20 protein-coding genes are annotated in these 24,044 nt (G+C 54.0%); 8 read left to right on the top strand and 12 right to left on the bottom strand.

Translation table 11 applies throughout. The annotated features are described in order from the left end of the window. Positions 1-27 precede the first annotated feature (27 nt). Together GBC03_13590 and folE are read right to left on the bottom strand one after the other, a co-directional pair. The gene (locus tag GBC03_13590) at positions 28-1,185 is read right to left on the bottom strand and encodes a DUF418 domain-containing protein (GenBank protein ID QFS71169.1); all 1,158 of its coding nucleotides are present in this window, start codon (positions 1,183-1,185) and stop codon (positions 28-30) included. Between the two features lie 14 nt (positions 1,186-1,199). Continuing rightward, complete coding sequence (folE, locus tag GBC03_13585) at positions 1,200-1,868, bottom strand: GTP cyclohydrolase I FolE (GenBank protein QFS71168.1); 669 nt, start codon at positions 1,866-1,868, stop codon at positions 1,200-1,202. A gap of 308 nt (positions 1,869-2,176) precedes the next feature. Here folE and fghA point away from each other — a divergent pair, with 308 nt between their 5' ends. Next, positions 2,177-3,013 (top strand): S-formylglutathione hydrolase, encoded by an 837-nt coding sequence (fghA, locus tag GBC03_13580; protein ID QFS71167.1) that lies wholly within the window; start codon positions 2,177-2,179, stop codon positions 3,011-3,013. Between the two features lie 285 nt (positions 3,014-3,298). Continuing rightward, positions 3,299-5,284: a ligand-gated channel protein gene (locus GBC03_13575; protein ID QFS71166.1), complete on the top strand. Its 1,986-nt coding sequence runs from the start codon at positions 3,299-3,301 to the stop codon at positions 5,282-5,284. Positions 5,285-5,349: 65 nt separating this feature from the next. Here the strand turns inward: GBC03_13575 and lysP are convergent, their stop codons facing one another. Further along, positions 5,350-6,819 (bottom strand): lysine-specific permease, encoded by a 1,470-nt coding sequence (lysP, locus tag GBC03_13570; GenBank protein ID QFS71165.1) that lies wholly within the window; start codon positions 6,817-6,819, stop codon positions 5,350-5,352. A 182-nt stretch (positions 6,820-7,001) separates the two neighbouring features. Continuing rightward, positions 7,002-7,865 carry a LysR family transcriptional regulator gene (locus GBC03_13565; GenBank protein ID QFS71164.1) on the bottom strand — a complete coding sequence of 288 codons (864 nt, stop codon included), beginning with the start codon at positions 7,863-7,865 and terminating at the stop codon, positions 7,002-7,004. Positions 7,866-7,964: 99 nt separating this feature from the next. Here GBC03_13565 and GBC03_13560 point away from each other — a divergent pair, with 99 nt between their 5' ends. The 3 genes from GBC03_13560 to GBC03_13550 all read left to right on the top strand — a co-directional run bounded on the left by GBC03_13560 (position 7,965) and on the right by GBC03_13550 (position 11,173). Then, a complete protein-coding gene (locus GBC03_13560) occupies positions 7,965-9,014 on the top strand; it encodes a YeiH family putative sulfate export transporter (protein QFS71163.1) in 1,050 nt (349 codons plus the stop codon). A 207-nt stretch (positions 9,015-9,221) separates the two neighbouring features. Continuing rightward, on the top strand, positions 9,222-10,079 hold the full coding sequence (locus GBC03_13555) for a deoxyribonuclease IV (GenBank protein QFS71162.1): 858 nt from the start codon (positions 9,222-9,224) through the stop codon (positions 10,077-10,079). 2 nt (positions 10,080-10,081) lie between these two features. Then, on the top strand, positions 10,082-11,173 hold the full coding sequence (locus GBC03_13550; GenBank protein ID QFS71161.1) for a sugar kinase: 1,092 nt from the start codon (positions 10,082-10,084) through the stop codon (positions 11,171-11,173). Positions 11,174-11,252: 79 nt separating this feature from the next. Here GBC03_13550 and GBC03_13545 read toward each other — a convergent pair whose 3' ends face one another. From GBC03_13545 to GBC03_13520, 6 genes are all read right to left on the bottom strand, one after another. Then, on the bottom strand, positions 11,253-12,503 hold the full coding sequence (locus tag GBC03_13545) for a NupC/NupG family nucleoside CNT transporter (protein QFS71160.1): 1,251 nt from the start codon (positions 12,501-12,503) through the stop codon (positions 11,253-11,255). 85 nt (positions 12,504-12,588) lie between these two features. Then, positions 12,589-13,524, bottom strand: coding sequence for a pseudouridine-5'-phosphate glycosidase (locus tag GBC03_13540; GenBank protein ID QFS71159.1), 936 nt, complete (start codon positions 13,522-13,524; stop codon positions 12,589-12,591). Further along, entirely contained in the window at positions 13,512-14,453 is a 942-nt protein-coding gene (locus GBC03_13535; GenBank protein QFS71158.1) for a pseudouridine kinase, read from the bottom strand. Before GBC03_13535 ends, GBC03_13540 begins: the two co-directional genes overlap by 13 nt. A 284-nt stretch (positions 14,454-14,737) precedes the next feature. Further along, positions 14,738-16,429, bottom strand: coding sequence for a PTS fructose transporter subunit IIBC (gene fruA / locus GBC03_13530; protein ID QFS71157.1), 1,692 nt, complete (start codon positions 16,427-16,429; stop codon positions 14,738-14,740). A gap of 16 nt (positions 16,430-16,445) precedes the next feature. Continuing rightward, a complete protein-coding gene (gene fruK / locus GBC03_13525; GenBank protein QFS71156.1) occupies positions 16,446-17,384 on the bottom strand; it encodes a 1-phosphofructokinase in 939 nt (312 codons plus the stop codon). After that, positions 17,384-18,514, bottom strand: coding sequence for an HPr family phosphocarrier protein (locus tag GBC03_13520; protein ID QFS71155.1), 1,131 nt, complete (start codon positions 18,512-18,514; stop codon positions 17,384-17,386). Before GBC03_13520 ends, fruK begins: the two co-directional genes overlap by 1 nt. Positions 18,515-18,883: 369 nt before the next feature. On the opposite strand from GBC03_13520, the gene setB reads away from it, so the two are divergent. Then, the gene (gene setB / locus GBC03_13515) at positions 18,884-20,065 is read left to right on the top strand and encodes a sugar efflux transporter SetB (GenBank protein QFS71154.1); all 1,182 of its coding nucleotides are present in this window, start codon (positions 18,884-18,886) and stop codon (positions 20,063-20,065) included. Here setB and GBC03_13510 read toward each other — a convergent pair. Then, complete coding sequence (locus tag GBC03_13510; GenBank protein ID QFS71153.1) at positions 20,062-20,316, bottom strand: YkgJ family cysteine cluster protein; 255 nt, start codon at positions 20,314-20,316, stop codon at positions 20,062-20,064. The two genes, setB and GBC03_13510, sit on opposite strands and share 4 nt — an antisense overlap. Positions 20,317-20,466: 150 nt before the next feature. Here GBC03_13510 and yeiP point away from each other — a divergent pair, with 150 nt between their 5' ends. Next, positions 20,467-21,039, top strand: a complete 573-nt coding sequence (yeiP, locus tag GBC03_13505; GenBank protein ID QFS71152.1) for an elongation factor P-like protein YeiP — start codon at positions 20,467-20,469, stop codon at positions 21,037-21,039. A gap of 57 nt (positions 21,040-21,096) precedes the next feature. On the opposite strand, the gene uxuA is transcribed toward yeiP, so the two are convergent. After that, the gene (gene uxuA / locus GBC03_13500; GenBank protein QFS71151.1) at positions 21,097-22,287 is read right to left on the bottom strand and encodes a mannonate dehydratase; all 1,191 of its coding nucleotides are present in this window, start codon (positions 22,285-22,287) and stop codon (positions 21,097-21,099) included. Between the two features lie 205 nt (positions 22,288-22,492). On the opposite strand from uxuA, the gene GBC03_13495 reads away from it, so the two are divergent. Beyond that, positions 22,493-23,959 (top strand): fructuronate reductase, encoded by a 1,467-nt coding sequence (locus tag GBC03_13495; GenBank protein QFS71150.1) that lies wholly within the window; start codon positions 22,493-22,495, stop codon positions 23,957-23,959. Positions 23,960-24,044 lie beyond the last annotated feature (85 nt).

The following is a 24,044-nucleotide window of genomic DNA, read 5'->3' as shown; positions in this document are numbered from 1 at the left end:
TTTTGTTAATGATTGTGATCCAGATCGTTATCTGGATGTATGGGGCAATGATATCCCTGACGCACGCAGGGTTAATTGTCGCCAGAGCCACTCCACCGGGCCCTGAGGCAGGAATCGCAGCCAAATCACGGAGAAAAGCAGGTTTGCCAGCCACACCGGGAAAACAAACAGCAGCAGCTCAAGACGGTCATATTTCATAAATAAGCCGAATTGATAAAACAGTGTGGTGCAAATCAGGGTTTGCAGCAGGTAATTCGTCAGCGCCATTCGTCCGACGCAGGCAATCGCGAGAACAATTTTACTGCGGCTAAGCTGCGGCCAGTAACCAAACATCAACGCGGTATAGCCGATCGTCTGAAACGGCGCGCTGAGTTCACGCGGGGCCTGTAACAGGAAGGCACACCAGCGATAGTTCCAGTCCAGTTGCCACTGCGCGACCACGGCAGGCAGGTTAATCAGCAGGCCCACGGCGATAAGTAAAAAGCCGCTGCGACGGTAATGCGAAAGACGAAACTGCCCTTTCAGCCAGCCACTGCGCATCAGTGCTGCCCCGAGCAACATCATACCCGCCAGTTGCCAGCCGTACTGAGCGCCGAGCGCCAGCAGGCTGTTTGATAATCCTTCAACCCGATTGCTGATAGCGTCGACGCCGCCGTTAACTTTCCAGAATTTTTCATACAGTAAGGCTGAGGCATCCGGCGTCCAGGCGCGATTAGAGGCGCTACCGGAAATCGCACCAAGCAACAACAGGACCCCAATCCCAACCAGATAGAGCAACACCCCAGTGTTAAACAGGCTTTTCACCGACGGTGCATCGCGTACCAGTCGCCAGCAGATCAGCCCCACCAGTCCATAAGCCAGTAAAATATCGCCATCCCAGAACAGCAAAGCATGAATAAAACCGAGCAGCACCAGCAGGGTCAGACGGGACTGGATCCAACGCTTGCCGCGTGGCAGCAGCATTTGCAGACCCGCGCCAAACAGCAGTGCAAAAAGAGTGAGGAATTTTACCTGGGCGAACAAATCCAAAATAGCCCAGGTCCAGGCATCTGAAGCGGTAATATTTCCGTACCAGGCTGGATTAAGGTAAGCCGCCTTTGGCAGACCAAAGGCGCTGATATTCAACAGCAGGATGCCGAGAATGGCGACGCCACGAACAAAATCCAGCGTGACATTACGCTCCATAGCCCCTGCCTTAATCAGTTGTGATGACGTACAGCGCGCAAAAATTCCTGACGCGTATTCTGGCTCGATTTGAACAGGCCGCCAAGCGAGGTGGTGGTGGTCGCACTGGTGGCATCGCGAATACCGCGCGCTTTCACGCAGTAATGCACCGCATCAATCGATACCGCCACGTTGTTGGTCCCCAGCAGGGTTTGCAGCGCAGTCAGGATTTGCTGCGTTAAACGCTCCTGTACCTGCGGACGTTGTGCAAAGAACTGGACGATGCGGTTGATCTTCGACAGACCAATCACTGAATCTTTCGGGATATAGGCCACGGTGGCTTTGCCATCAATGGTCACGAAGTGATGCTCACAGGTACTGGTCAGCGTGATGTCGCGTACCGTCACCATCTCATCAACCTTCATTTTGTTTTCAATGACGGTGATTTTCGGGAAATTGGCGTAATCCAGACCCGAGAAAATCTCATCGACATACATTTTGGCGATGCGATGCGGCGTTTCCATCAGGCTGTCATCGCTCAGATCGAGGTTCAACAACTGCATGATCTCGGTCATATGGCCTGAGATAAGACGTTTGCGCGTTTCGTTATCCATCTCATGCACGGGTGGGCGCAGCGGCGTTTCCAGCCCTCGCGCTACCAGCGCTTCATGAACCAGGGCCGCTTCTTTACTGAGTGATGACATTTATTCTTCTCCTGCAGGTGTGGCACCTCTGCCCTACGTGGGGCAAAGTTTGTAGGCTGTAGACAGCCTGATTATTGTGCGTGAGGCCGCGCACATAATCCAGTATTCGCAACGATAATTATTGAAATCGCCGTCGCCTTTCAAATCGTGTTTCGCAAAAGGCAGCGGGAAGGGTTACATCGACGTGGTATCGATGATGAAGCATGTCTGCGCAATGCGGAAGTGAAAGTTACTCACAGTGCCATGAATTATCTGTATTATGGGGAGTTTGCGAACACATTCAGGTTCAACACAACAAGGAGCCACGCATGGAAATGCTCGAAGAGCACCGCTGTTTTGAAGGCTGGCAGCAACGCTGGCGACACGACTCCACCACGCTGAACTGCGCAATGACGTTCAGCATTTTTCTCCCCCCGCCTCGCGACACCACCTCTCCGCCAGTTCTGTACTGGTTGTCCGGGTTAACCTGTAATGATGAAAACTTTACCACTAAAGCCGGCGCGCAGCGTATCGCGGCTGAATTGGGTATTGTATTAGTCATGCCGGATACCAGTCCGCGTGGCGAACAGGTCGCCAATAATGAGGGTTACGATTTGGGCCAGGGAGCCGGTTTTTATCTCAATGCAACGCAGCAACCCTGGGCTGCCCATTTCCGCATGTATGACTACGTACGTGATGAACTCCCGGCGCTGATTCAGGCGCATTTTAACGTCAGCGATCGCTGCGCGATCAGTGGACACTCAATGGGCGGTCACGGCGCGTTGATCATGGCGTTGAAAAATCCGGGCAAATACACCAGCGTTTCCGCTTTCGCGCCAATCGTTAATCCTTGCCGCGTCCCGTGGGGCGAGAAAGCGTTTCGCGCCTATCTGGGCGAAGATCAGGCCGCATGGACGGAATGGGACAGCTGCGCATTGATGTACGCCAGCCAGCCGGAAGATGCCATCCCGACGCTGATTGACCAGGGTGACAGCGATCAGTTTCTGGCCGATCAGCTACAACCCGCCGTTCTTGCAGAAGCCGCACGTCAGACCGCCTGGCCGATGACGCTGCGCATTCAGCCCGGTTACGATCACAGCTATTACTTTATTGCCTCATTTATTGAGGATCATCTGCGCTTCCATGCAGAGCATTTGATGAAATAGCCGCAGGAGGGCTATGTGCCCTCCTTTTTTCTTCGTTACTTCTCCATGATTTCTTCATTTTTTCCTCACATTTACGCTCCCCTATCTCATTGACGTAAAAGGATTTCTTTTACAAATCAGATAAATGCAAATGATTTCAATTATCATTACTGTTTACAAATATTCATTATTTTGTACAATTCCCCTCGCTTCTTTACCGCAAAGAGTTCTTAAAAGACAAACACATACAGTTGTCATGGCCTTTCACATGACACGCGGTTTTTACTCGTTTAATGGAATGACAAAATGACCATACCTCACGTTAAGGCTATTGCCGTCGTAGTCAGCGCGGCGTGCCTCCCATCGTTCGTTCATGCTGCCGATCAGGATACCGTTGTTGTTACCGCGACGGGATTTGAGCAGAAAATCCAGAATGCCCCAGCTTCAATTTCGGTTATTTCGAAACAGCAAATTGAAGATAAAGCTTACCGCGACGTTACCGATGCGCTGAAAGATGTGCCTGGCGTGGTGGTCACCGGCGGGGGCAGCAGCAGTGATATCAGCATCCGCGGGATGGCGTCGCAGTACACGCTGTTCCTGGTGAACGGCAAACGCATTAGCACTCGCGGTACACGCCCGAACAGCGATAACTCTGGGATCGAGCAGGGCTGGTTGCCGCCACTGGAGTCCATTGAGCGAATCGAAGTTATCCGTGGCCCGATGTCATCACTGTATGGCTCCGATGCGATGGGCGGCGTGATTAACGTGATCACCAAAAAAGTCTCTAATACCAAAGGCTGGACCGGCTCTCTGCACGGCGATGCCACCTTCCAGGAAAACAGCGATTCCGGCGATCTGTTCCAGACCAATGCCTATGCCTCTGGCCCACTGATCGACGGCCTGTTGGGCGCGAAAGTCACCGGACTGCTGTCTCGCCGTGCGGAAGACCAAATTGTCAATGGCTACAATGAGCAACGCCTGCGTAACGGCGGTCTGACCCTTAACTTTACGCCGGACGATAAGAATGACATCGATTTTGATATCGCCCGTGAATTGCAGGATCGCGACAGTACGCCTGGCAAGTCAATGGCCGCAGAGAGTTGCCGTAACGGAACCTGTAAACCCAATACAAAAAGTGAAAACCGCTATGAGCACACCACGTACTCATTAACGCACAGCGGCTATTACGATGAGTTCAACACCACCAGCTATATCCAGCAGGAAGAGACCAACAACCCGGGTCGTGAGATGAAGTCGTACAACACGATCTTCAATAACCAGAACCAGATTTTCCTCGGAGCCCATACCCTGACGCTGGGCGGTCAGTATCGTTATGAAAAACTGCGCGATACCGGCAACCAACTGAAAGCGGCTGATGGTCTGGACAAACTGACTCGCTGGAGTTGGGCGCTGTTTGCGGAAGATGAATGGGCAATGACCGACAGCTTCACCCTGACCGGCGGCATCCGCATGGATAAAGACGAAAACTACGGCGACAACTGGACACCGCGCGGTTATGGCGTCTGGCATCTGAGCGATCAATGGACCTTAAAAGGTGGTGTCTCCGCAGGTTATCGTGCGCCAGACCTGCGTCAATCCTCCGCAAACTGGGGTCAGGTCACCGGAGGCGGTCGTCTGAATGGCATTATCGTCGGTAACCCGGATCTGAAGCCGGAAAAGAGCCTGAGCGAAGAACTGGGGCTGCTGTGGGATAACGGCGACAACCTCAACGCCGGCATCACCCTGTTCAATACCGATTTCAAAGACAAGATCACCGAAGTTCGCCGCTGTAACAGCAGCGCCGATCCGGCCTGTACGATTGGCAGCGAGCACTATGATTTTATCAGCGATCGCGTGAACGTTGATAAAGCCAATATGCGCGGTGTGGAATCGACGTTCGGCTGGAAAATGACCCGCGACCTCAACTGGACGGCCAACTACACCTATACCGAGTCAGAACAGAAAAGCGGTCAATTCGAGGGCAAGCCATTAAACAAAATGCCAAAGCATATGTTTAATACCACGCTGGACTGGCAGGCAACGGAAACCGTGGGCTTCTGGAGCCGTCTGAACTTCCGCGGTAAAACCTCCGAATACCTGAGCCGCACCTCTATGTCGCAGGGTACGCCGTCCTATACGCAGGTTGATGTCGGTCTGCGATACAACGCGAACAAAAACCTGCTGGTGACGGCTGGGGTTTATAACGCACTGGATAAACAGATTGATTACGATACCTACGACACTATCCTCGATGGTCGTCGCTACACGGTAGGTCTGACGTACAACTTCTGAGTCTCCCCCAACAAAAAACCCCGACATGGTCGGGGTTTTTTATCGTTTCACTTGTGCGGTTGCTGTTATTTCTTCACACGTTCCGGGAAGTGCATTTCACTGTAACGAACAAAGCGAGTCCCTCGGGTCAGCTTATAGCCGAACCAGATAATCAGGAACAGCGGAATACCGATATAGGTTGCCGCTACGCCGCCCCAGTCGATGGTGTCTTTCAGGAACGCTTCGTAGTTCTGGCCCAGCGTGATGATAAGACACAGGACAAACGCGAAGATCGGCCCCAGCGGGAAGAAGCCTGAGCGGTACGGCAGCTCCTTCAGGTCGCGGCCCTGCATGACATAACCGCGACGGAAACGATAGTGGCTGATGGCAATCCCCAGCCAGGCGATAAAGCCAGTCATCCCGGACGTGTTCAGCAGCCACAGGTAAACCGTCTGGTTACCGAACATCGAGGTCAGGAAGCACAGACCTGCAATCACCGTCGTAGCATACAGCGCATTACGTGGAACGCCGCCGCGAGACAGCTTCGCGAAAATACGCGGGGCTTTGCCGTCGCAGGCCAGGGTGTAGAGCATACGGGTTGAGGCGTACATCCCGGAGTTACCCGCCGACAGCACCGCCGTCAGGATAACCGCGTTCATCACCGCCGCCGCAGAGAGCAGACCGGCATGCTGGAAGACCAGCGTGAACGGGCTGACGCTGATGTCTTTCACATCGTTACGCAGCAGGCTCGGATCGGTGTACGGGATGATCAGGCTGATGATCAGAATAGCGAAGACATAGAACAGCAGGATTCGCCAGAACACCTGACGCACCGCGCGCGGGATGTTCTTCTCAGGGTCTTCAGATTCACCGGCAGCAATACCAATCAACTCCGTCCCCTGGAAAGAGAAGCCGACAATCATCGCCACGCCAATCATTGCCGCAAAACCACCGGCAAACGGCGCATCGCCCGTCGTCCAGTTGCTCCAGCCCACCGGCTGAGTGCCTTTGAAGATGCCGACTATCATCATCACGCCCACGATGATGAAGATAATCACGGTTGCCACTTTGATCAGTGAGAACCAGTATTCCGCTTCACCAAAGCCTCTGACCGAGATGTAGTTCAGCAGGAAGATCACACCAAGGAACAGCGCACTCCAGATCCAGCCTGGGGTATCGGGGAACCACCAGCTCATCACCAGCTGTGCCGCCACGAGGTCAACGGCGATGGTTACCGCCCAGTTGTACCAGTAGTTCCAGCCCAGCGCGAAGCCAAAGCCTTCTTCAACGTAGTTCTGACCGTAGGTCGCAAACGAACCGGACACCGGCATATACGCCGCCAGCTCGCCAAGACTGGTCATCAGGAAGTACACCATCAGGCCAATCAGAATATAGGAAAACAGCGCACCGCCAGGACCCGCTGCGGAAATGGTGGCACCAGACGCAACAAAAAGGCCGGTACCGATGGAGCCGCCGATGGCGATCATCGTCAGGTGACGCGCCTTCAGTTCGCGACGTAACGCGGGCGCTTCTGTGGTTTTAGTTTCGGAAACCATGTGAAAATGCTATCCATCCAAAAAATGAGGCGCGATTGTAACAGACGAAACGCTCTCTATCTGGCACAAATGCGCTGTTATAAGAGACCTTCATGACCGGCCGCGGATTATAAGTAATAGCAGAGAATAGTGGACCTATAGCCTTCAGGACTCATCACCGGTGAGGCATCGGTCCCCAGGCGTTATTCGCAATAGCTCAGGAAGCGCTGGAGCGCATTGGAGAGGTGTTTCTGGCGATGATGGATCCGCCAAAGCGTACGCACCAGACGCGGAAGCGGCACCGCGACTTCGCTGAGCGTTCCCGCCTGGAGTTGCTCATCAATTACCCGCCGTGACAGACAGCTAATTCCCAGCCCATGACGCACGGCGTGCTTGATGGCTTCGGAGTTTCCCAGTTCCATCGCCATTTCAAATTTGGGTAAGTGCGACAGCAGCAGATAATCCACAATTTCCCGCGTTCCAGAACCGTGCTCGCGCAGGATCCAGGGGGCAGCGGCGAGTTGTTCAAGCGTCACCGGCCCCTGTGCCAGCGGCGAAGACGGCGCAGCAAACACCACCAGTTCATCTTCCAGCCACGGCTCCGAGATGATTTCCGTATTGTGGCACGGCCCTTCGATAAGCCCAATGTCGACCCGAAAATCAAGCACCGCCGTCATCACGTCCTGACTGTTACCGACGCTGAGTTCCAGGGGAAGAGTGGGGAAATCACGACGATAACGGGCGATCACCCCCGGAAGAATATAGTTACCGATAGTGCTACTGGCGTACACACGGATAGCACCGTTGTCTTCGCGGAACAGTTGCTCAATTTCCACCGCCTGCTCCAGCAACGCCTGCGCCCGCGGATAAAGCAAGCGTCCATGTTCATTCACCACCAGCCGTTTACCTACACGATCAAAAAGCTGAACACCCAGCTGGCCTTCCAGATCGGTCAGCGCCGCACTAACCGCCGACTGCGACAGCGACAGCATCACCGACGCCTGCGTCGTTGAGCCGCTTTTCAAAACTTCAGTGAATACTTCGAGTTGCCGCAGGGTGATGTGCATGGTTGCTTACCACTTATAAAGATTAATTATAAATATATAATCAATTTTATTTTTAAGCCAGTTCGCCGTAACCTTTTGCCCATAAAAGAGGAGAAGGCAATGACAGAACTCACCTTAACGACTCATCGTCGAACAATGTGGCATTTTATTCCGGGGCTTGCCCTGAGTGCAGTAATTACCGGGGTTGCCTTATGGGGCGGATCCATTCCCGCCGTGGCAGGGGCCGGGTTCAGTGCCCTCACCTTAGCAATTTTGTTGGGGATGGTGATCGGTAATACCGTCTATCCGCAGATCTGGAAAAGCTGTGACGGCGGCGTCCTGTTTGCCAAGCAACATTTATTACGCCTGGGGATTATCCTCTACGGCTTTCGCCTCACCTTCGCGCAGATTGCTGACGTGGGTGTCAGCGGCATTCTGATCGACATTCTGACGCTGTCCAGCACCTTTATGCTGGCCTGCTTTCTGGGTCAAAAAGTCTTTGGGCTGGATCGCCAGACCAGCTGGTTGATCGGCGCAGGTAGCAGTATTTGCGGTGCGGCGGCGGTGCTGGCGACAGAGCCGGTAGTGAAAGCCGAGGCCAGCAAAGTCACGGTCGCCGTCGCGACGGTGGTGATCTTCGGGACGATGGCGATTTTCCTCTACCCGGCGATGTACCCGCTGCTGGCTCAGTGGTTTAGCCCGGAAACGTACGGTATTTTTATTGGCTCCACCATGCATGAAGTGGCACAGGTTGTGGCAGCAGGACACGCGATCAACCCGGATGCGGAAAACGCGGCGGTGATTGCCAAAATGCTGCGCGTCATGATGCTGGCTCCGTTCCTCATCTTTATGGCCGCACGTGTTAAGCAACTGTCACCGGCCAGCGGTGGGGAAAAAAGCAAGATCACCATTCCGTGGTTTGCAATTCTGTTCATCGTGGTTGCCATTTTCAACTCGTTCCACCTGTTACCACAGGCGGTAGTGAACATGCTGGTCACCCTGGATACGGTACTGCTGGCCATGGCAATGGCGGCACTGGGGCTGACAACTCACGTGAGCGCGCTGAAAAAAGCCGGGGCGAAACCGCTGTTAATGGCGCTGGTGCTGTTCATCTGGCTGATTGTCGGCGGTGGCGTGATTAACGTCCTGGTCCAGCACGTTATTGCATAATTCGCTACATCCTGACCCTGTTAACCCGCTATGATTGGGAATTGTTTGTTGATTGTTTGTTTATACGCAAAACCACTCACGTTGCATCAAGATGGCAAGTGAATTCATCCCCGGGAGCGTACATAAATACGTGACCGGGGTGAGTGAACGCCACCAACGCAAAGGCAGCCTGTAAGGATAAAGCGTATAGGGTTAACAGGAGTTTTAATGAAATACATCGGAGCACACGTCAGCGCAGCGGGCGGGCTGGCAAATGCCGCCATTCGCGCCGCTGAAATCGAGGCAACCGCGTTTGCGCTCTTTACCAAAAATCAGCGTCAATGGCGCGCCGCCCCTCTCACCGCGCAAATCATCGATGACTTTAAAGCCGCCTGTGAGAAATATCACTTCACATCCGCTCAGATCCTGCCGCACGACAGCTATCTGATCAACCTGGGCCACCCGGTCAGCGACGCGCTGGAAAAATCCCGCGAAGCTTTTCTCGATGAAATGCAGCGCTGCGAGCAGCTCGGCTTATCCCTGCTTAACTTTCACCCGGGCAGCCACCTGATGCAAATATCGGAAGACGCGTGTCTGGCGAAGATTGCCGAGTCAATCAACATCGCCCTCGCCCAGACCGAAGGCGTGACTGCTGTGATTGAAAATACCGCCGGTCAGGGCAGCAATCTCGGATTCAAATTTGAACACCTCGCCGCCATCATCGACGGCGTGGAAGACAAATCGCGCGTCGGCGTTTGCATCGACACCTGCCATGCCTTCGCCGCAGGCTATGACTTACGCTCCGCTGCTGAATGTGAAAAAACTTTTGCCGAATTTGAGCGCATCGTCGGCTTTCAGTATCTGCGCGGTATGCACCTGAACGATGCCAAGAGTACCTTTGGCAGCCGGGTCGACCGCCATCACAGCCTGGGTGAAGGCAACATTGGTCACGACGCGTTCCGCTGGATCATGCAGGACGCCCGTTTTGACGGCATCCCGCTGGTGCTGGAAACCATCAATCCCGACATCTGGGGAGAAGAGATTGCCTGGCTGAAAGCGCAACAGACTGAAACGGCGGTTGCGTAATCATGAACGACAGGGAAAAACAGATACTCAAAATTCTGCGCCGCAACCCGCTGATTCAGCAAAACGAAATCGCCGACATTTTGCAGATCAGCCGTTCTCGCGTTGCCGCGCACATCATGGACCTGATGCGTAAAGGGGCGATAAAAGGGAAAGGTTACATCCTCACCGAGCAGGCCTATTGCGTGGTGGTGGGAGCAATCAACATGGATATCCGCGGTATGGCGGATATCCACTACCCGCAGGCCGCGTCCAATCCGGGCAGTATCCACTGTTCCGCAGGCGGCGTTGGGCGCAATATCGCCCATAACCTCGCACTGCTGGGTCGTGATGTGCATCTGATTTCCGCTGTCGGCAGTGATTTTTATGGCGAGACGCTGCTGGAACAAACGCGTCAGGCGGGCGTCAATATCTCCAGCTGCATTCGCCTGCACGGGCATAACACCTCCACCTATCTCTCTATCGCCAACCAGCAGGAAGAGACGGTGTTGGCGATTAACGATACCCACATCCTGCAGCAGCTAACGCCGCAGTTACTAAACAGCTCGCGGGATTTAATCCGCCACGCTGGCGTGGTGCTGGCGGACTGTAACCTGACGCCGGAAGCCATCGAATGGGTCTTTACGGTGGCTGATGATATTCCAGTGTTTATTGATACCGTTTCCGAGTTCAAGGCGACAAAGGTGAAAACCTGGTTTACGCGCATCCATACGCTGAAACCGACGCAAAAAGAGCTGGAAATCTTATGGGGTCATCCCATCAACAGCGACGCCGATCGGCTCAGTGCGGTGAATGCTCTGCACCAACAGGGCATTAAGCAGATTTTTGTCTGTCTGGAAGATGAGTCGGTCTTCTGTAGCGAGAAAGACGGTGAGCAATTCTTACTCACGCCGCCTGCGCATACGGTGGTCGACAGCTTCGGCGCTGACGACGGTTTTATGGCCGGGCTTATCTACTGCTTCCTGGAAGGGAGCGATTTTCGCGAAAGCGCGAATTTTGCGATGGCCTGTGCGGCCCTGTCACGCGCCAGCGTCAGTATCAACAACCCCACCCTTTCCGCTGATAACGCGCTATATCTGTTAAAAACAAACCAGTAAAAACAACTTATCCGGCCTGGGAGCGTTTCTCCAGGCCGGATAAGGCATCAGCCGTCGTTCGGCAAACTCCCGCTACCCGCTATGCCAGTCCAATAAAGAACCCGGCAATAGTCGCACTCATCAGGTTAGAGAGCGTAGCTGCCGCCAGCGCACGCATACCCAACTGGGCGATTTCCGGCGCACGCTGAGGCGAGATGGCAGAGAACGCCCCAACCACCACGCCAATGGAACCAAAGTTGGCAAACCCGCACAGCGCAAAAGAGATGATGGCGATAGTTTTCACATCCAGGGTGCCGCCATCCTGCAGGTAAGGCGAGAGATTGAGGTAAGCGACAAATTCGTTGATAGCCAGCTTCTGCCCAATCAGGCTACCCGCCAGGGTGGCATCACTCCAGTCAACGCCCATAATCCACGCAAGCGGAGCTAACACCCAGCCAAAGATCCCTTCAAGCGTCGCATGACCATAACCGAACCAGCCGCCAATTCCGCCGATAATGCCGTTAATCAGCGCGATAATTGCGACAAACGCCATGACCACCGTCGCCACGCCGGCGGCAATCTTCAGCCCGGTCATCGCCCCGCTTGCCGCAGCTTCGATAATGCTTTTTGGTGGCGTCTCGGTGAAAGAGAGGTTTTCGAAGGTGACTTTTGACGCTTCCGTTGCCGGACTCAGAATACGGGCAAACAGGATCCCGCCCGGAATCGCCATCAGCGAGGCTGCCAGCAGATAATCAATCGGCACGCCCATACCGGCATAGCCAATCATCATCGAACCCGCAATCGAGGCCATCCCGCTACAGATAGCAGTGAACAGTTCGTTGCGATTCAGGCGGTCAATAAACGGCTTCACGATCGCCGGGATCTCATTCTGCCCGAGGAAAATCGTCGTGACCGCAACAAATGATTCAATCTTACTGATATTCAGGGCTTTCTGGAAAATCCCGCCCAGAATGCGAATCAGCAGCCCCATCACGCCGATGTAGTACAGTAGGCTGATAAGCGCTGTCACAAAAATAATGGCGGGGAGCACGCGGAAGGCAAAAATAAACCCGGCGCCATCAAACAGCACATCCATTTTTGGCCCTACCAGGGAGCCAAAGATAAAGGCGCTGCCCGCGTCACTGTAAGACATGACCTTATGCACGCCCAACGCAGCCTGCTCAACCAGCCATTTGCCCGGCGGGAAGTAGAGCATGATCCCGCCAATCGCGATTTGCAGTACCAGCGCAGCGCCTACGGTACGTAAGCTGATGTGCTTTTTATTCACCGACAGTAAGTATGCGATCACCAGCAATACCGCCATACCCACAACACTTCTCATTATATCCATAATGATTTCCCTTCATGCCAGGAAACCCGGCGCGAAGCCAGGTTTTGGTGGTTTCGGGCGACCGCGAGCTGCCCGTTCGTTATGATCAGGCGAGGCGTTGATATTCCTTCGCGATCTCGCAGGCCAGTACGGCGTTGTTAAACACCAGTTGAATGTTGGACTTCAGGCTGTCGCCCCCGGTTAATTCAGCGACGCGCGCCAGCAGGAACGGCGTACTTTCCTTGCCGACAACGCCCTGCTCTTCCGCTTCCCGGACGGCCTGGTCAATCGCCGCGTTGATTTTCTCTTCCGCCATGGCATAGGTTTCCGGGATTGGATTGGCAACCACCAGACCGCCGTTCAGGCCGGTTTGCCATTTCACCGCCATCGCCCGGGCAATTTCCTTCGCGCTGTCGAGACGAATGCTGACTTCAAACGGACTGGTACGGCAGAAAAATGCCGGTAACGCGGTGGTCTGATAGCCAATTAATGGCACGCCGAACGTTTCTAAATATTCCGTGGTTAAACCTAAATCGAGAATAGATTTCGCACCGGCACAAACCACGGTCACATTGGTATGGGCCAGTTCCTGAAGATCGGCGGAAATATCAAATGTATGTTCAGCACCGCGGTGAACACCGCCAATGCCGCCGGTGGCAAAAACGTGAATACCGGCAAGCGCGGCAATAATCATGGTCGAGGCGACAGTGGTCGCGCCATTTTTTCCGGCAGCCACCACAAACGGTAAATCACGACGACTGACTTTAGTGACGCTATGTCCTTCGCGACCTAATAATTCAATTTCTTCTTTACTCAACCCAACTTTCATTACCCCGCCAATAATGGCAATCGTTGCCGGCACGGCTCCGTGTTTACGGATTGTTTCTTCAACTTCAATTGCCGTCTGCGCATTTTGTGGAAAAGGCATACCGTGAGAAATAATCGTCGACTCAAGCGCAACAATCGGTTTATTACTGTTAATAGCGTCCTGGACTTCTGGCGAAATATGCAGTAATTCAGAGGAAAGCGTTAATTCAGACATTCTGTGTTCTCCACAAGGGTTTTAACGTTCGCAACAGATAATTCAGGGTTGTTGGTATATTCACTGGCCAGCGCCATCGAAGAACAACCCTGTGCAAATCGGATAGAATCAATGAAAGGCATGCCTTCAACCCAGCAGGAGGCAAGTCCCGCCATCATGGCATCTCCCGCTCCGGTGACGTTAACTACGTGGGTTTTTATCGGTAGCGACCAGCCGCTGTCGCCGCCTCTTTCACTGTAATAGACCCCGTCACCACCCATACTCAGCACAAGGCGATGCAGGCCACGCTCGTGGAACCAGGCAGCGACTTTCGCGACATCTTCACGCCCTGAAAGCGCGATGCCGCTGAGAGTTTCCGCCTCAAGACGGTTGGGTTTAAGCGTGTGAATCTGAGCTAAACGCTCGCGGATTTTCACGCATTTCCACGCCGATACCGGGTCAACGAACACCGGAACATTCCCCACATTATCCAGTAGCCAGGCCAGCGTCTGTTCACTGATATTACAATCCGCCACAATCACACTGGCACCACGGATGAAATCGAGATGCTGGGCCAGAAATGCCGCCGAAATATGCTCGGTAATGCTCATGTCATTGATTGCCACCAGCATTTCACCGGTATTATCGAGAAGCGATAAATAACTAGAGGTATTCTCACCGGAGACAATCAGGCAATTATCCACATGCACGCCAGACTGATTCGTCTGCGCCAATAATGATTGCCCATAGAAATCATTGCCAACCGCCGTCATTAACCAGGAATTTTTCCCGAGCAGGGCAAGATTATGAGCGATATTGCGACCCACCCCGCCCGGTGTAAATTTAATTTTTCCAGGATTCGAGTCCGCATAATTTAAAGAAGCATGCGAATATCCTGCAACGTCCATATTGGCGGAACCAATCGTGATGATGTATTCCTTTTCTCGCATAGCACATCTCCTGGTATGAAAATACCATGACAATGAGATCGTTAAGATCTATTCACGGCTCAAACAACTTATTAGAGCACATGTTTACATTCAAACATGTGTTCATAGTAAACTTGTTTTGATGAAAGTAAACGCACTGGCAAGGGCTAAAACCGCCAGATATGAACAGAATCACAATTTTTTATAGATACAGTTTGTAAGCGAGGAAAAATTTGCGAGGAAGGGCACAAAACGAAGATAAAAAAAGGGCAGAGAACGCTCTGCCCTTGTATGACGCGATAACATTATGCCGCTTTGGCGACTGCATCCTCTTCCGGGCGTTTCAGGAAGGCATAGGCCAGACCCGCCACCAGCGTACCGGCAACAATGGCAATCAGGTATCCCAACACCGGGGTAATTGCACCAGGGATCAGCAGAACAAACAGACCGCCATGCGGTGCCATCAGTTTTGCACCGACCGCCATAGAGATTGCTCCCGTCAACGCGCCGCCAACAATACAGCACGGCAGAACACGCATCGGATCGCGCGCGGCGAAAGGAATAGCCCCTTCGGTGATAAAGCACAGGCCGAGTACCAGCGCCGCTTTACCCCCTTCCTGCTGCGCCTTGTCGAACTTACGACGCGCAACAATCGTTGCCAGTCCCAGCGCCAGCGGCGGCACCATGCCTGCCGCCATAATGGCCGCCATTGGCGCATACGTTTGTGTACTCAACAGACCAACGCCAAACGCGTACGCCGCTTTGTTAACTGGGCCACCCATGTCGGTACACATCATCCCGCCAAGGATTGCCCCCAGCAGTACCGCATTCGCCGTCCCCATGGTTTGCAGCCAGTGCGTTAACCCTTCGAGGATCCCGGCGACCGGTTTACCGATGAGGTAGATCATGGCCAGACCGACCACGAGGCTGGAGATAAGCGGAATGATCAGGATCGGTTTCAGCGCTTCCATACTCTGCGGCAGCTTCAGCTTCGTGCTGATGGCCTTCGCCACATAGCCTGCGAGGAAACCCGCAATGATCCCGCCAATAAAGCCTGAACCCGTGCTGACGGCGAGCATACCGCCGATGAGACCCGGCGTCAGGCCCGGACGGTCAGCAATCGAGAAGGCAATGTATCCCGCCAGAACCGGCACCATCAATGCAAAGGCTGAACCGCCGCCAATCTGCATCAGCGCCGCCGCCAGCGTCCCTTCGACTTTGAACGCTTCGATACCAAAAGCAAAGGAGAGCGCGATACACAGACCACCGGCAACCACCATCGGCAGCATGTAGGAAACGCCCGTCAACAGGTGACGATACGCGCCTGCACTCTCTTTTTTCCCTTCATTCGCCGCAGCCTGCGCTTTGCCGGTTGGCTCATACACCACGGCTTGCGCCACGGCATTGTCCAGTTCCTGCGCGGTTTTCTTCAGCGCCAGACCCGTAGAAGTACGGTACATTGGTTTACCGGCAAATTTTGCCAGATCCACTTCAATGTCTGCCGCCACAATGACCAGATCAGCCTGCGCCACTTCTTCCGGCGTAATGGCATTGCCGGCGCCCACAGAACCACGGGTTTCGACTTTCACCCACCAGCCGCGTTTTTTCGCTTCGGTTTCGATCGCTTCCGCCGCCATAAAGGTATGCGCGACGCCGGTCGGGCACGCCGTCACGGCCACAACACGTTTCGGGCCATTGGTCGTGGCTACAGACGCTACGGCAACCGGTGCGCTGTATGGCTTAGCATGACCTTTGGCTTCGCTAAGAAACAGTTCAGGGTGCGCAACCGCCCGGGCAATATCGCCTAACCAGACTTTTTTGCCGTTCAACGCGTTGTCATTAGGGATGGCATCGGCCAATACGATCGCCAGTTCAGCGTCATTTGGATTGTCGATGATTTCCAGATTTGCTTTATTCGCCGCCGCACCGAGCAGAGTTTTCGCCATATAAGCGCGGGCCTGCCCGAGGTTAGCGTCAATAATCAGCAGCGTTTTCATTATGCCTCTCCTGCTGTCAGTTAAACGGTTGTAAGTCGACACGCGCCATCATTGCGGCCAACTGCGGACGATCGGTAATACCGACATTGCTCTGACTGACCGCCAGCGCAGCGACGGCTGTCGCCAGACGCAGCGTATGTTCACTGGATTCGCGCATCAGCAAACCGTAAATCAGGCCGCCGACCATTGAATCCCCTGCCCCCACGGTGCTAACCACATCCACCGAAGGCGGTTTGGCGAGCCATTCTCCTGAGGCATTCACCCACAGCGCACCTTCCGCGCCCAGGGAGATCACCACATGCGCGATACCCTGTTCACGTAACGCATGCGCTGCCTCAATCACATCTTTCATTTCCGGCAGCTTGCGACCAGCCCAGATTTCCAGTTCGCGACGGTTTGGTTTTACCAGCCACGGCGCGGCTTTCAGTCCTGCAACCAGTGCTTCACGGCTACTATCAAAGATAATGCATGGACACTGACTGCGCAGACGCGTCATCCAGTCGGTAAACGCTTCCGGGCTTACGCCGGACGGTAAACTGCCGCTGACGCACACCATGTCAAACTGACCCAGCCAGCTCAGGGAATCATTAACAAAACGCTCCCAGTCGGCAGGCGTAACCTCAAAACCGGAGAAGTTGAAGTCGGTGACTTCACCATCTTTTTCCGTCAGCTTGACGTTGATGCGGGTACGCCCCTGCACCACCTGAAAACGGTTAGCAATACCCAGCTCGCTGAACAACTGCTGAAAACCGTCCTGGTTATCTTTGCCGAGGAAACCACCGACCGTTACGTCGATCCCGAGGTCCTTCAGCACTTTTGCCACGTTGATCCCTTTACCCGCCGCGTGCAGACCGGTGGTTTTCACCAGGTTAACTTCACCGCGTTCGATTTCAGGACAGAACCCCACCAGATCGTAGGCCGGGTTTAGCGTGATCGTAGCAACACGTCTGCTCATTATGCGCCCTCCCCGAGACCGGCAGCGATGGCCTCGCCAATTGCTTTCAGCGCCTGCTCAGCATCAGCCCCCTGCGCCGTAAAGCGCAGGCGATGCCCTTTCTTCACGCCCAGAGCCACCACTTTCATCAGACTACGTCCATTTGCCGGTTTGCCGGTTCCATCAAGGTTTGCCACGGTAATTTCACTGTTAAATTGTTTAATCGTATTGACCAGCATGGTCCCCGGACGGGCATGCAGGCCGTGCTCATTACGAACGACGAACTCGGCGTTCAGCACATCATCCGTCAGCGCGTCATCGCTGGTCAGCAGCGCCAGTACGGTGGCCGCATCAGCGTTCAGCAGACGGTCAGCTTTCGTGTCCAGCAGCAGATCGCCCAGACGCTTCAGCACCTCAACAGGCCGATCGTCAGCCATGGCGACGGTCACCAGCAGTGCCGCCTTTTCGCCCTCGACGTCAAAGGCATTCGCCGCACGGCTCACCGCCACAGCGCTGCGCAAGTTGCCTTCAGCACTGTCGCTCAGCCAGATCCCTTGCCCCAGGTTCATCGGCCGATCGTTAATCACTTTCGCGACAAACGCCGCATCTACCGCGCCCGCCTCTTTCAGACGCGCCGCGTTCAGCGCCTGCAACGTCACTAAGTCGGTCGCAGCGACATCCAGCATCAGCGTCTCGTTGTCGAGCTTCAACGGCTCACTCTGCTTTTCGCCCATCAGCAACGCACGCAGTTCTTCCGCCGTGGTCGCTGACTTAAGCTGTTCAGCCACGGAGTCGTCACTCAGCACGTGCGTCAGTTGACGCAGTAAACCAAGGTGCTCATCGGAGCTGGCGGCAATACCAATCGCCACGTAAGCCACCTGACCGTCACCCCAGGTCACGCCCTGCGGGAACTGAAAAACCTGAACGCCGGTTTTCAGCACTTGATCGCGGGTATCGGTGGTGCCGTGTGGAATCGCAATCCCGTTGCCGAGAAAAGTGGAAGTCTGCTGCTCGCGAGCGAGCATGCCGTCTACGTAGCCGTCCGCTACGTTACCGGCCTGCACTAACGCAGCGGCGACCTGACGGATAGCTTCTTGTTTGTCTCCGGCCTGCTCGCCCGGATGAATGTCCTGAACGGATAACTGAAACATGGTTCTCCTCTCCTGCTGAATTGAAACGATTCAGCTTACATGAGAAAAAAGACGCTATACGGTTTCCTCAACTGAAACTCGACAGCGCTGAAACGTTTCAAGAAGTCTTGCTCTTTCTGCTTCAGCACGCAAGAAAAGTTGCATTTTTGATCGCAAAATTTAGAAGCAATGCACATTTTTGCCTCATTATCGAAAAGGTGCTGAAGCAAATACAGCGCTATTTCGTTTAAGGTTCAGCAGCGTCAGCTAACCGCATTGCCAGAGTGAAATGCCATTTTGATTTTTCGTGGCGATTTTGATTTAGTCATCTGTTTATTTTCAGCTAAGCGGCGTAAACTCCGCGTCTCATCACACTACTGATACCAGAACATGCACAACACCCCCGCTGCCGCCACGCCAAAAACGTTTGACCTGACGTCTACGGCTTTCCTTATTGTCGCCTTTCTCACCGGTATTGCAGGTGCGCTACAAACCCCCACGCTGAGCCTCTTTCTGACCGATGAAGTCCATGCGCGCCCGGGGATGGTCGGTTTCTTTTTTACCGGCAGTGCGGTGATCGGCATTCTGGTCAGCCAGTTTCTGGCAGGACGTTCAGACAGAAAAGGCGATCGCAAACAGCTGATCGTCTTCTGCTGTGCACTGGGCATGCTGGCGTGCGTGTTATTTGCCTGGAATCGTAACTACTTTATCCTGCTGTTTGTCGGCGTGTTTCTCAGCAGCTTTGGCTCGACCGCCAACCCGCAAATGTTTGCTCTCGCCCGCGAACATGCTGACCGCACAGGTCGTGAAGCGGTAATGTTCAGTTCCATACTGCGCGCCCAGGTTTCACTTGCGTGGGTGATAGGTCCGCCGTTGGCTTACGCGCTGGCGATGGGTTTCAGCTTTACGGTGATGTACCTCAGCGCCGCAGTGGCGTTTGTGGTTTGCGGCGCGATGGTGTGGTTTTTCTTACCGTCTATGCGTAAAGAAACCACACTGGCCACCGGTACGCTGGAAGCGCCGCGTCGAAACCGTCGGGATACCCTGTTACTGTTTGCGATTTGCACCTTAATGTGGGGCACCAACAGCCTGTATATCATTAATATGCCGCTGTTTATTATTAATGAGCTGCATCTGCCGGAAAAACTGGCGGGCGTGATGATGGGTACGGCGGCCGGACTGGAAATCCCGACGATGCTGATTGCCGGCTACTTCGCAAAACGGCTGGGCAAACGCCTGCTAATGTGCATTGCGGTCGCCGCCGGTTTTTGCTTTTACGCAGGAATGCTGGTCGCGCACTCCCCTGTGGTGCTGTTGGGTTTACAACTGCTGAACGCCATCTACATCGGTATTCTCGGCGGGATCGGCATGCTCTATTTTCAGGATCTGATGCCGGGTCAGGCGGGGTCAGCGACAACGCTCTACACTAATACCATCCGCGTCGGCTGGATTATCGCCGGGTCACTGGCGGGCATTGCCGCAGAAATCTGGAACTACCATGCCGTCTTCTGGTTTGCGCTGGTGATGATTATCGCCACGATGGTTTGCCTGACGCGTATTAAGGATGTTTAAGGCGCCGTCAGCGCCTCCAGTTCAATAAGCCAAGTCATCGCCTGGCGAGTCGATTCGCCGCACATTTCCGCACTTGGCTGCAGTCCGGAGCACACTTTTGGCCGCAGTGGAGACGCGAAAATTTTACATCGCATGTGTTCATCAAGCTGGATACACGGCGTATTGGCGGGCTTGCCCTCAGGCATGCCGGGGATGGGACTGGAAATCGATGGTGCGGTGCAACACGCCCCACAATCCGGACGGCATTCCATAGTCTGACTCTCTTTATTATGACCACCGGACAGGCGCGCACAGTACCACCTTTTTTGCACCAGCAAAAGGTGAATTCCGCTTGCCTGAATGACCCGGCGCGAGTAGTTTGACGCGATAATTTAGCTAATCTCTATAACAGGATCTTTTCGATGCCAAGAGCGAACGAAATCAAAAAAGGTATGGTACTGAATTACAACGGCAAGCTGCTGATTGTGAAAGATATCGATATTCAGTCCCCGACCGCCCGTGGCGCAGCAACGCTGTACAAAATGCGTTTCTCCGATGTCCGTACCGGTCTGAAAGTGGAAGAACGTTTCAAGGGCGATGACATTGTAGATACCGTCACCCTGAGCCGCCGTGGCGTTGACTTCTCCTATGTCGATGGCAACGAATACGTGTTCATGGATAAAGAAGATTACACGCCCTATACCTTCACTAAAGATCAGATCGAAGAAGAGCTGCTGTTTATTCCGGAAGGCGGGATGCCGGATATGCAGGTATTAACCTGGGACGGTCAGCTGCTGGCGCTCGAACTGCCACAGACGGTTGATCTGGAAATCGTGGAAACCGCTCCTGGTATTAAAGGTGCTTCCGCCAGTGCGCGCAACAAGCCAGCGACGCTGAGTACCGGTCTGGTCATTCTGGTTCCTGAATACCTGAGCGCCGGTGAAAAAATCCGCATTCATATTGAAGAGCGCCGTTATATGGGTCGCGCGGATTAAGTTTTGCATGTATGTAAAGAAGGACAGCCTGAGCTGTCCTTTTTGTCATTTTCGCTCTTACAGCAGGTCGCGGAACTGGGTCATTTTCAGCGCCAGTTCAACACCGCGCACTTCCGCCAGCCCTTTCAGACGCCCAATCGCAGAGTAGCCCGGATTGGTTTTCTTATGCAGATCGTCCAGCATCTGATGACCGTGATCGGGACGCATCGGTATTGGACGTAAATCACCCGCCTTCTTACGGCGCTGCTCTTCGGTCAGAATCGCCGTTACCACCGCCACCATGTTCACATCCCCTTGCAGGTGCGCGCCTTCATGGAAGGTTTTCGGGTTCTCTTCGCGGCACGTCGAGCGCAAGTGGGTAAAGTGGATACGATCGCCAAAGGTTTCGATCATTTTTACCAGATCGTTATCCGCGCGAACACCGTATGATCCCGTGCACATAGTGAAGCCGTTGTAGATGCTATCGACCGTCTCTTTCAGCCACTGCATATCTTCAATGGTAGAGACAATGCGCGGCAATCCGAGAATCGGACGCGGTGGATCGTCAGGATGCACCGCCAGGCGTACGCCCACTTCTTCAGCCACCGGGACAATCGCGCGCAGGAACACTGCCATATTGTCACGCAGATCGTCTTTGCTGATGCCGTCATACTCGGCCAGACGCGCACGGAACCGATCGAGGGTATAACCCTCTTCTGCGCCGGGCAAACCGGCAATGATATTGCGGGTCAGTTTTTCGATATCCGCATCGCTCATGGCAGTGAAATACGCCTGAGCCTGACGCTGTTCTTCTTCGCTATAGTCCGCTTCAGCTCCCGCACGCTTGAGGATATGCAACTCAAAAGCAGCAAAGGCTATTTGATCGAAACGTAGCGCTTTCGAGCCGTCCGGCAATTCGTACTCGAGGTCGGTACGCGTCCAGTCCAGAATCGGCATGAAGTTGTAGCAGACGGTGTCGATGCCGCAGGCCGCCAGATTGCGGATGCTCTGCTGATAATTCGCTATCCATGCCTGATACTGACCGGAGCGAGTCTTGATCTCTTCGTGAACCGGAATACTTTCGACAACCGACCAGGTTAACCCTTTTTCCGCCAGAATTGCCTGACGCTTTTTAATCTCTTCGACCGGCCACACGTCGCCGTTCGGAATGTGGTGCAATGCCGTCACAACGCCCGTTGCGCCAGCCTGACGCACATCATCAAGCGATACCGGATCGTTAGGCCCGTACCAACGCCAGGTTTGTTCCATTGCTTTACCTCACAAAGTTGTTATACCAAATTAGCTTACCTGAATGACGACTACCATACAGGCTTCTGTGAGGTGATCAATAAAAGGGGCATGATTGATTGATCTAGCTCACATTACCCGGATAAATTCGGCTTACCAATTCAATTTGTTGTCATATAACTTTACACTGACGTTGTTAATTTATGGTTAATCAGGTGTGTAATTCATGACTACAATTGCCTCAGCAATACTGCCGGATGGCGTACAAACGCCGCACTATGACCGCCAGCAGCTCAAAACGCGCATGGTGCATTTCGGCTTTGGCGCCTTTCATCGTGCGCACCAGGCATTACTGACCGACCGGGTGCTGAACGCCCAGGGCGGGGATTGGGGAATTTGTGAGATCAGCCTGTTCAGCGGCGACACGTTGATGAGCCAACTCCGAGCACAGGATAATCTCTATACCGTGCTGGAAAAAGGTGCGCACGGCAATCAGGCAATTATCGTCGGTGCCGTCAACGAATGTCTGAACGCAAAACTCGATTCGCTCGCCACTATTATTGAAAAATTCTGCGAGCCCCAGGTCGCGATTGTCTCACTGACCATCACCGAAAAAGGCTATTGCATCGATCCGGCTACCGGTACGCTGGACCTGACAAACCCGCGTATTATTCACGACCTGCAGGCGCCTGACGAACCCCTTTCAGCGCCCGGCATTCTGGTGGAAGCGCTGTCACGTCGACAGGCGCGCGGGCTGGCGCCTTTTTCTGTGCTCTCCTGCGACAACATTCCTGATAACGGTCACGTAGTGAAGAATGCCGTACTGGGGATGGCGGAAAAACGCTCTCCCGCGCTGGCAAGCTGGATCCGTGAATACGTCAGTTTTCCCGCCACCATGGTCGACCGCATTGTTCCGGCCGCTACAGAGGAATCTCTGGCGGAAATCACCCGCGAACTGGGCGTTGCCGACCCCTGCGCCATCAGTTGTGAACCGTTCATTCAATGGGTGATTGAAGACAATTTTGTCGCTGGTCGTCCCGCATGGGAAGCCGCAGGCGTGCAGATGGTTAGCGATGTTCGCCCCTGGGAAGAGATGAAGCTGCGAATGCTTAATGGCAGCCACTCGTTTCTCGCTTATCTCGGTTATCTTTCCGGATTTCAGCATATTAATGAGTGTATGCAGGACAGCGCGTTCCGCGAAGCCGCGTACCGACTGATGATGAATGAACAGGCACCGACGCTCAGTATTACCGGCGTGGATTTAACCGGGTACGCACAAAGCCTGATTGAACGCTTTGCGAATCCAGCGCTGAAGCACAAGACCTGGCAAATCGCGATGGACGGCAGTCAGAAACTACCGCAGCGGATGCTGGCAGGTATCCGCCTCCATCTGGCGCGCGAAAGCGCATGGCCATTACTGGCACTGGGTGTGGCGGGATGGATGCGCTACGTCAGTGGTATCGATGATGCCGGCTCGACCATCGACGTTCGCGACCCACTGAGCGATAAAATCAGCTCAATCGTCGCCGCCAGTCATGAGGACCAACGCGTCGTAGCGCTGCTCTCTTTACAGGAAGTCTTTGGCAACGACCTCCCGCACAATCCTGCTTTTGTTCAGGCGATTGAAACGGCCTGGCAGCGTATCGCGCAACGCGGCGCGCATCAGGCGGTGATTGATACGTTAAAAAATTAACAATTTCTGCCATTAAGGCGAACGGAGCCTGTCTTCGTTCGTCCCGCCCTTCTCTTTTTCACTTTTTTTCGCCAGGATTAAAGCT

Origin of the sequence: Citrobacter telavivensis (assembly GCA_009363175.1) — a bacterium.
Lineage (GTDB): Bacteria > Pseudomonadota > Gammaproteobacteria > Enterobacterales > Enterobacteriaceae > Citrobacter_A > Citrobacter_A telavivensis.
Note: the sequence above shows the minus strand (reverse complement) of the source record. Positions and strands in the feature narration are given on the sequence as shown.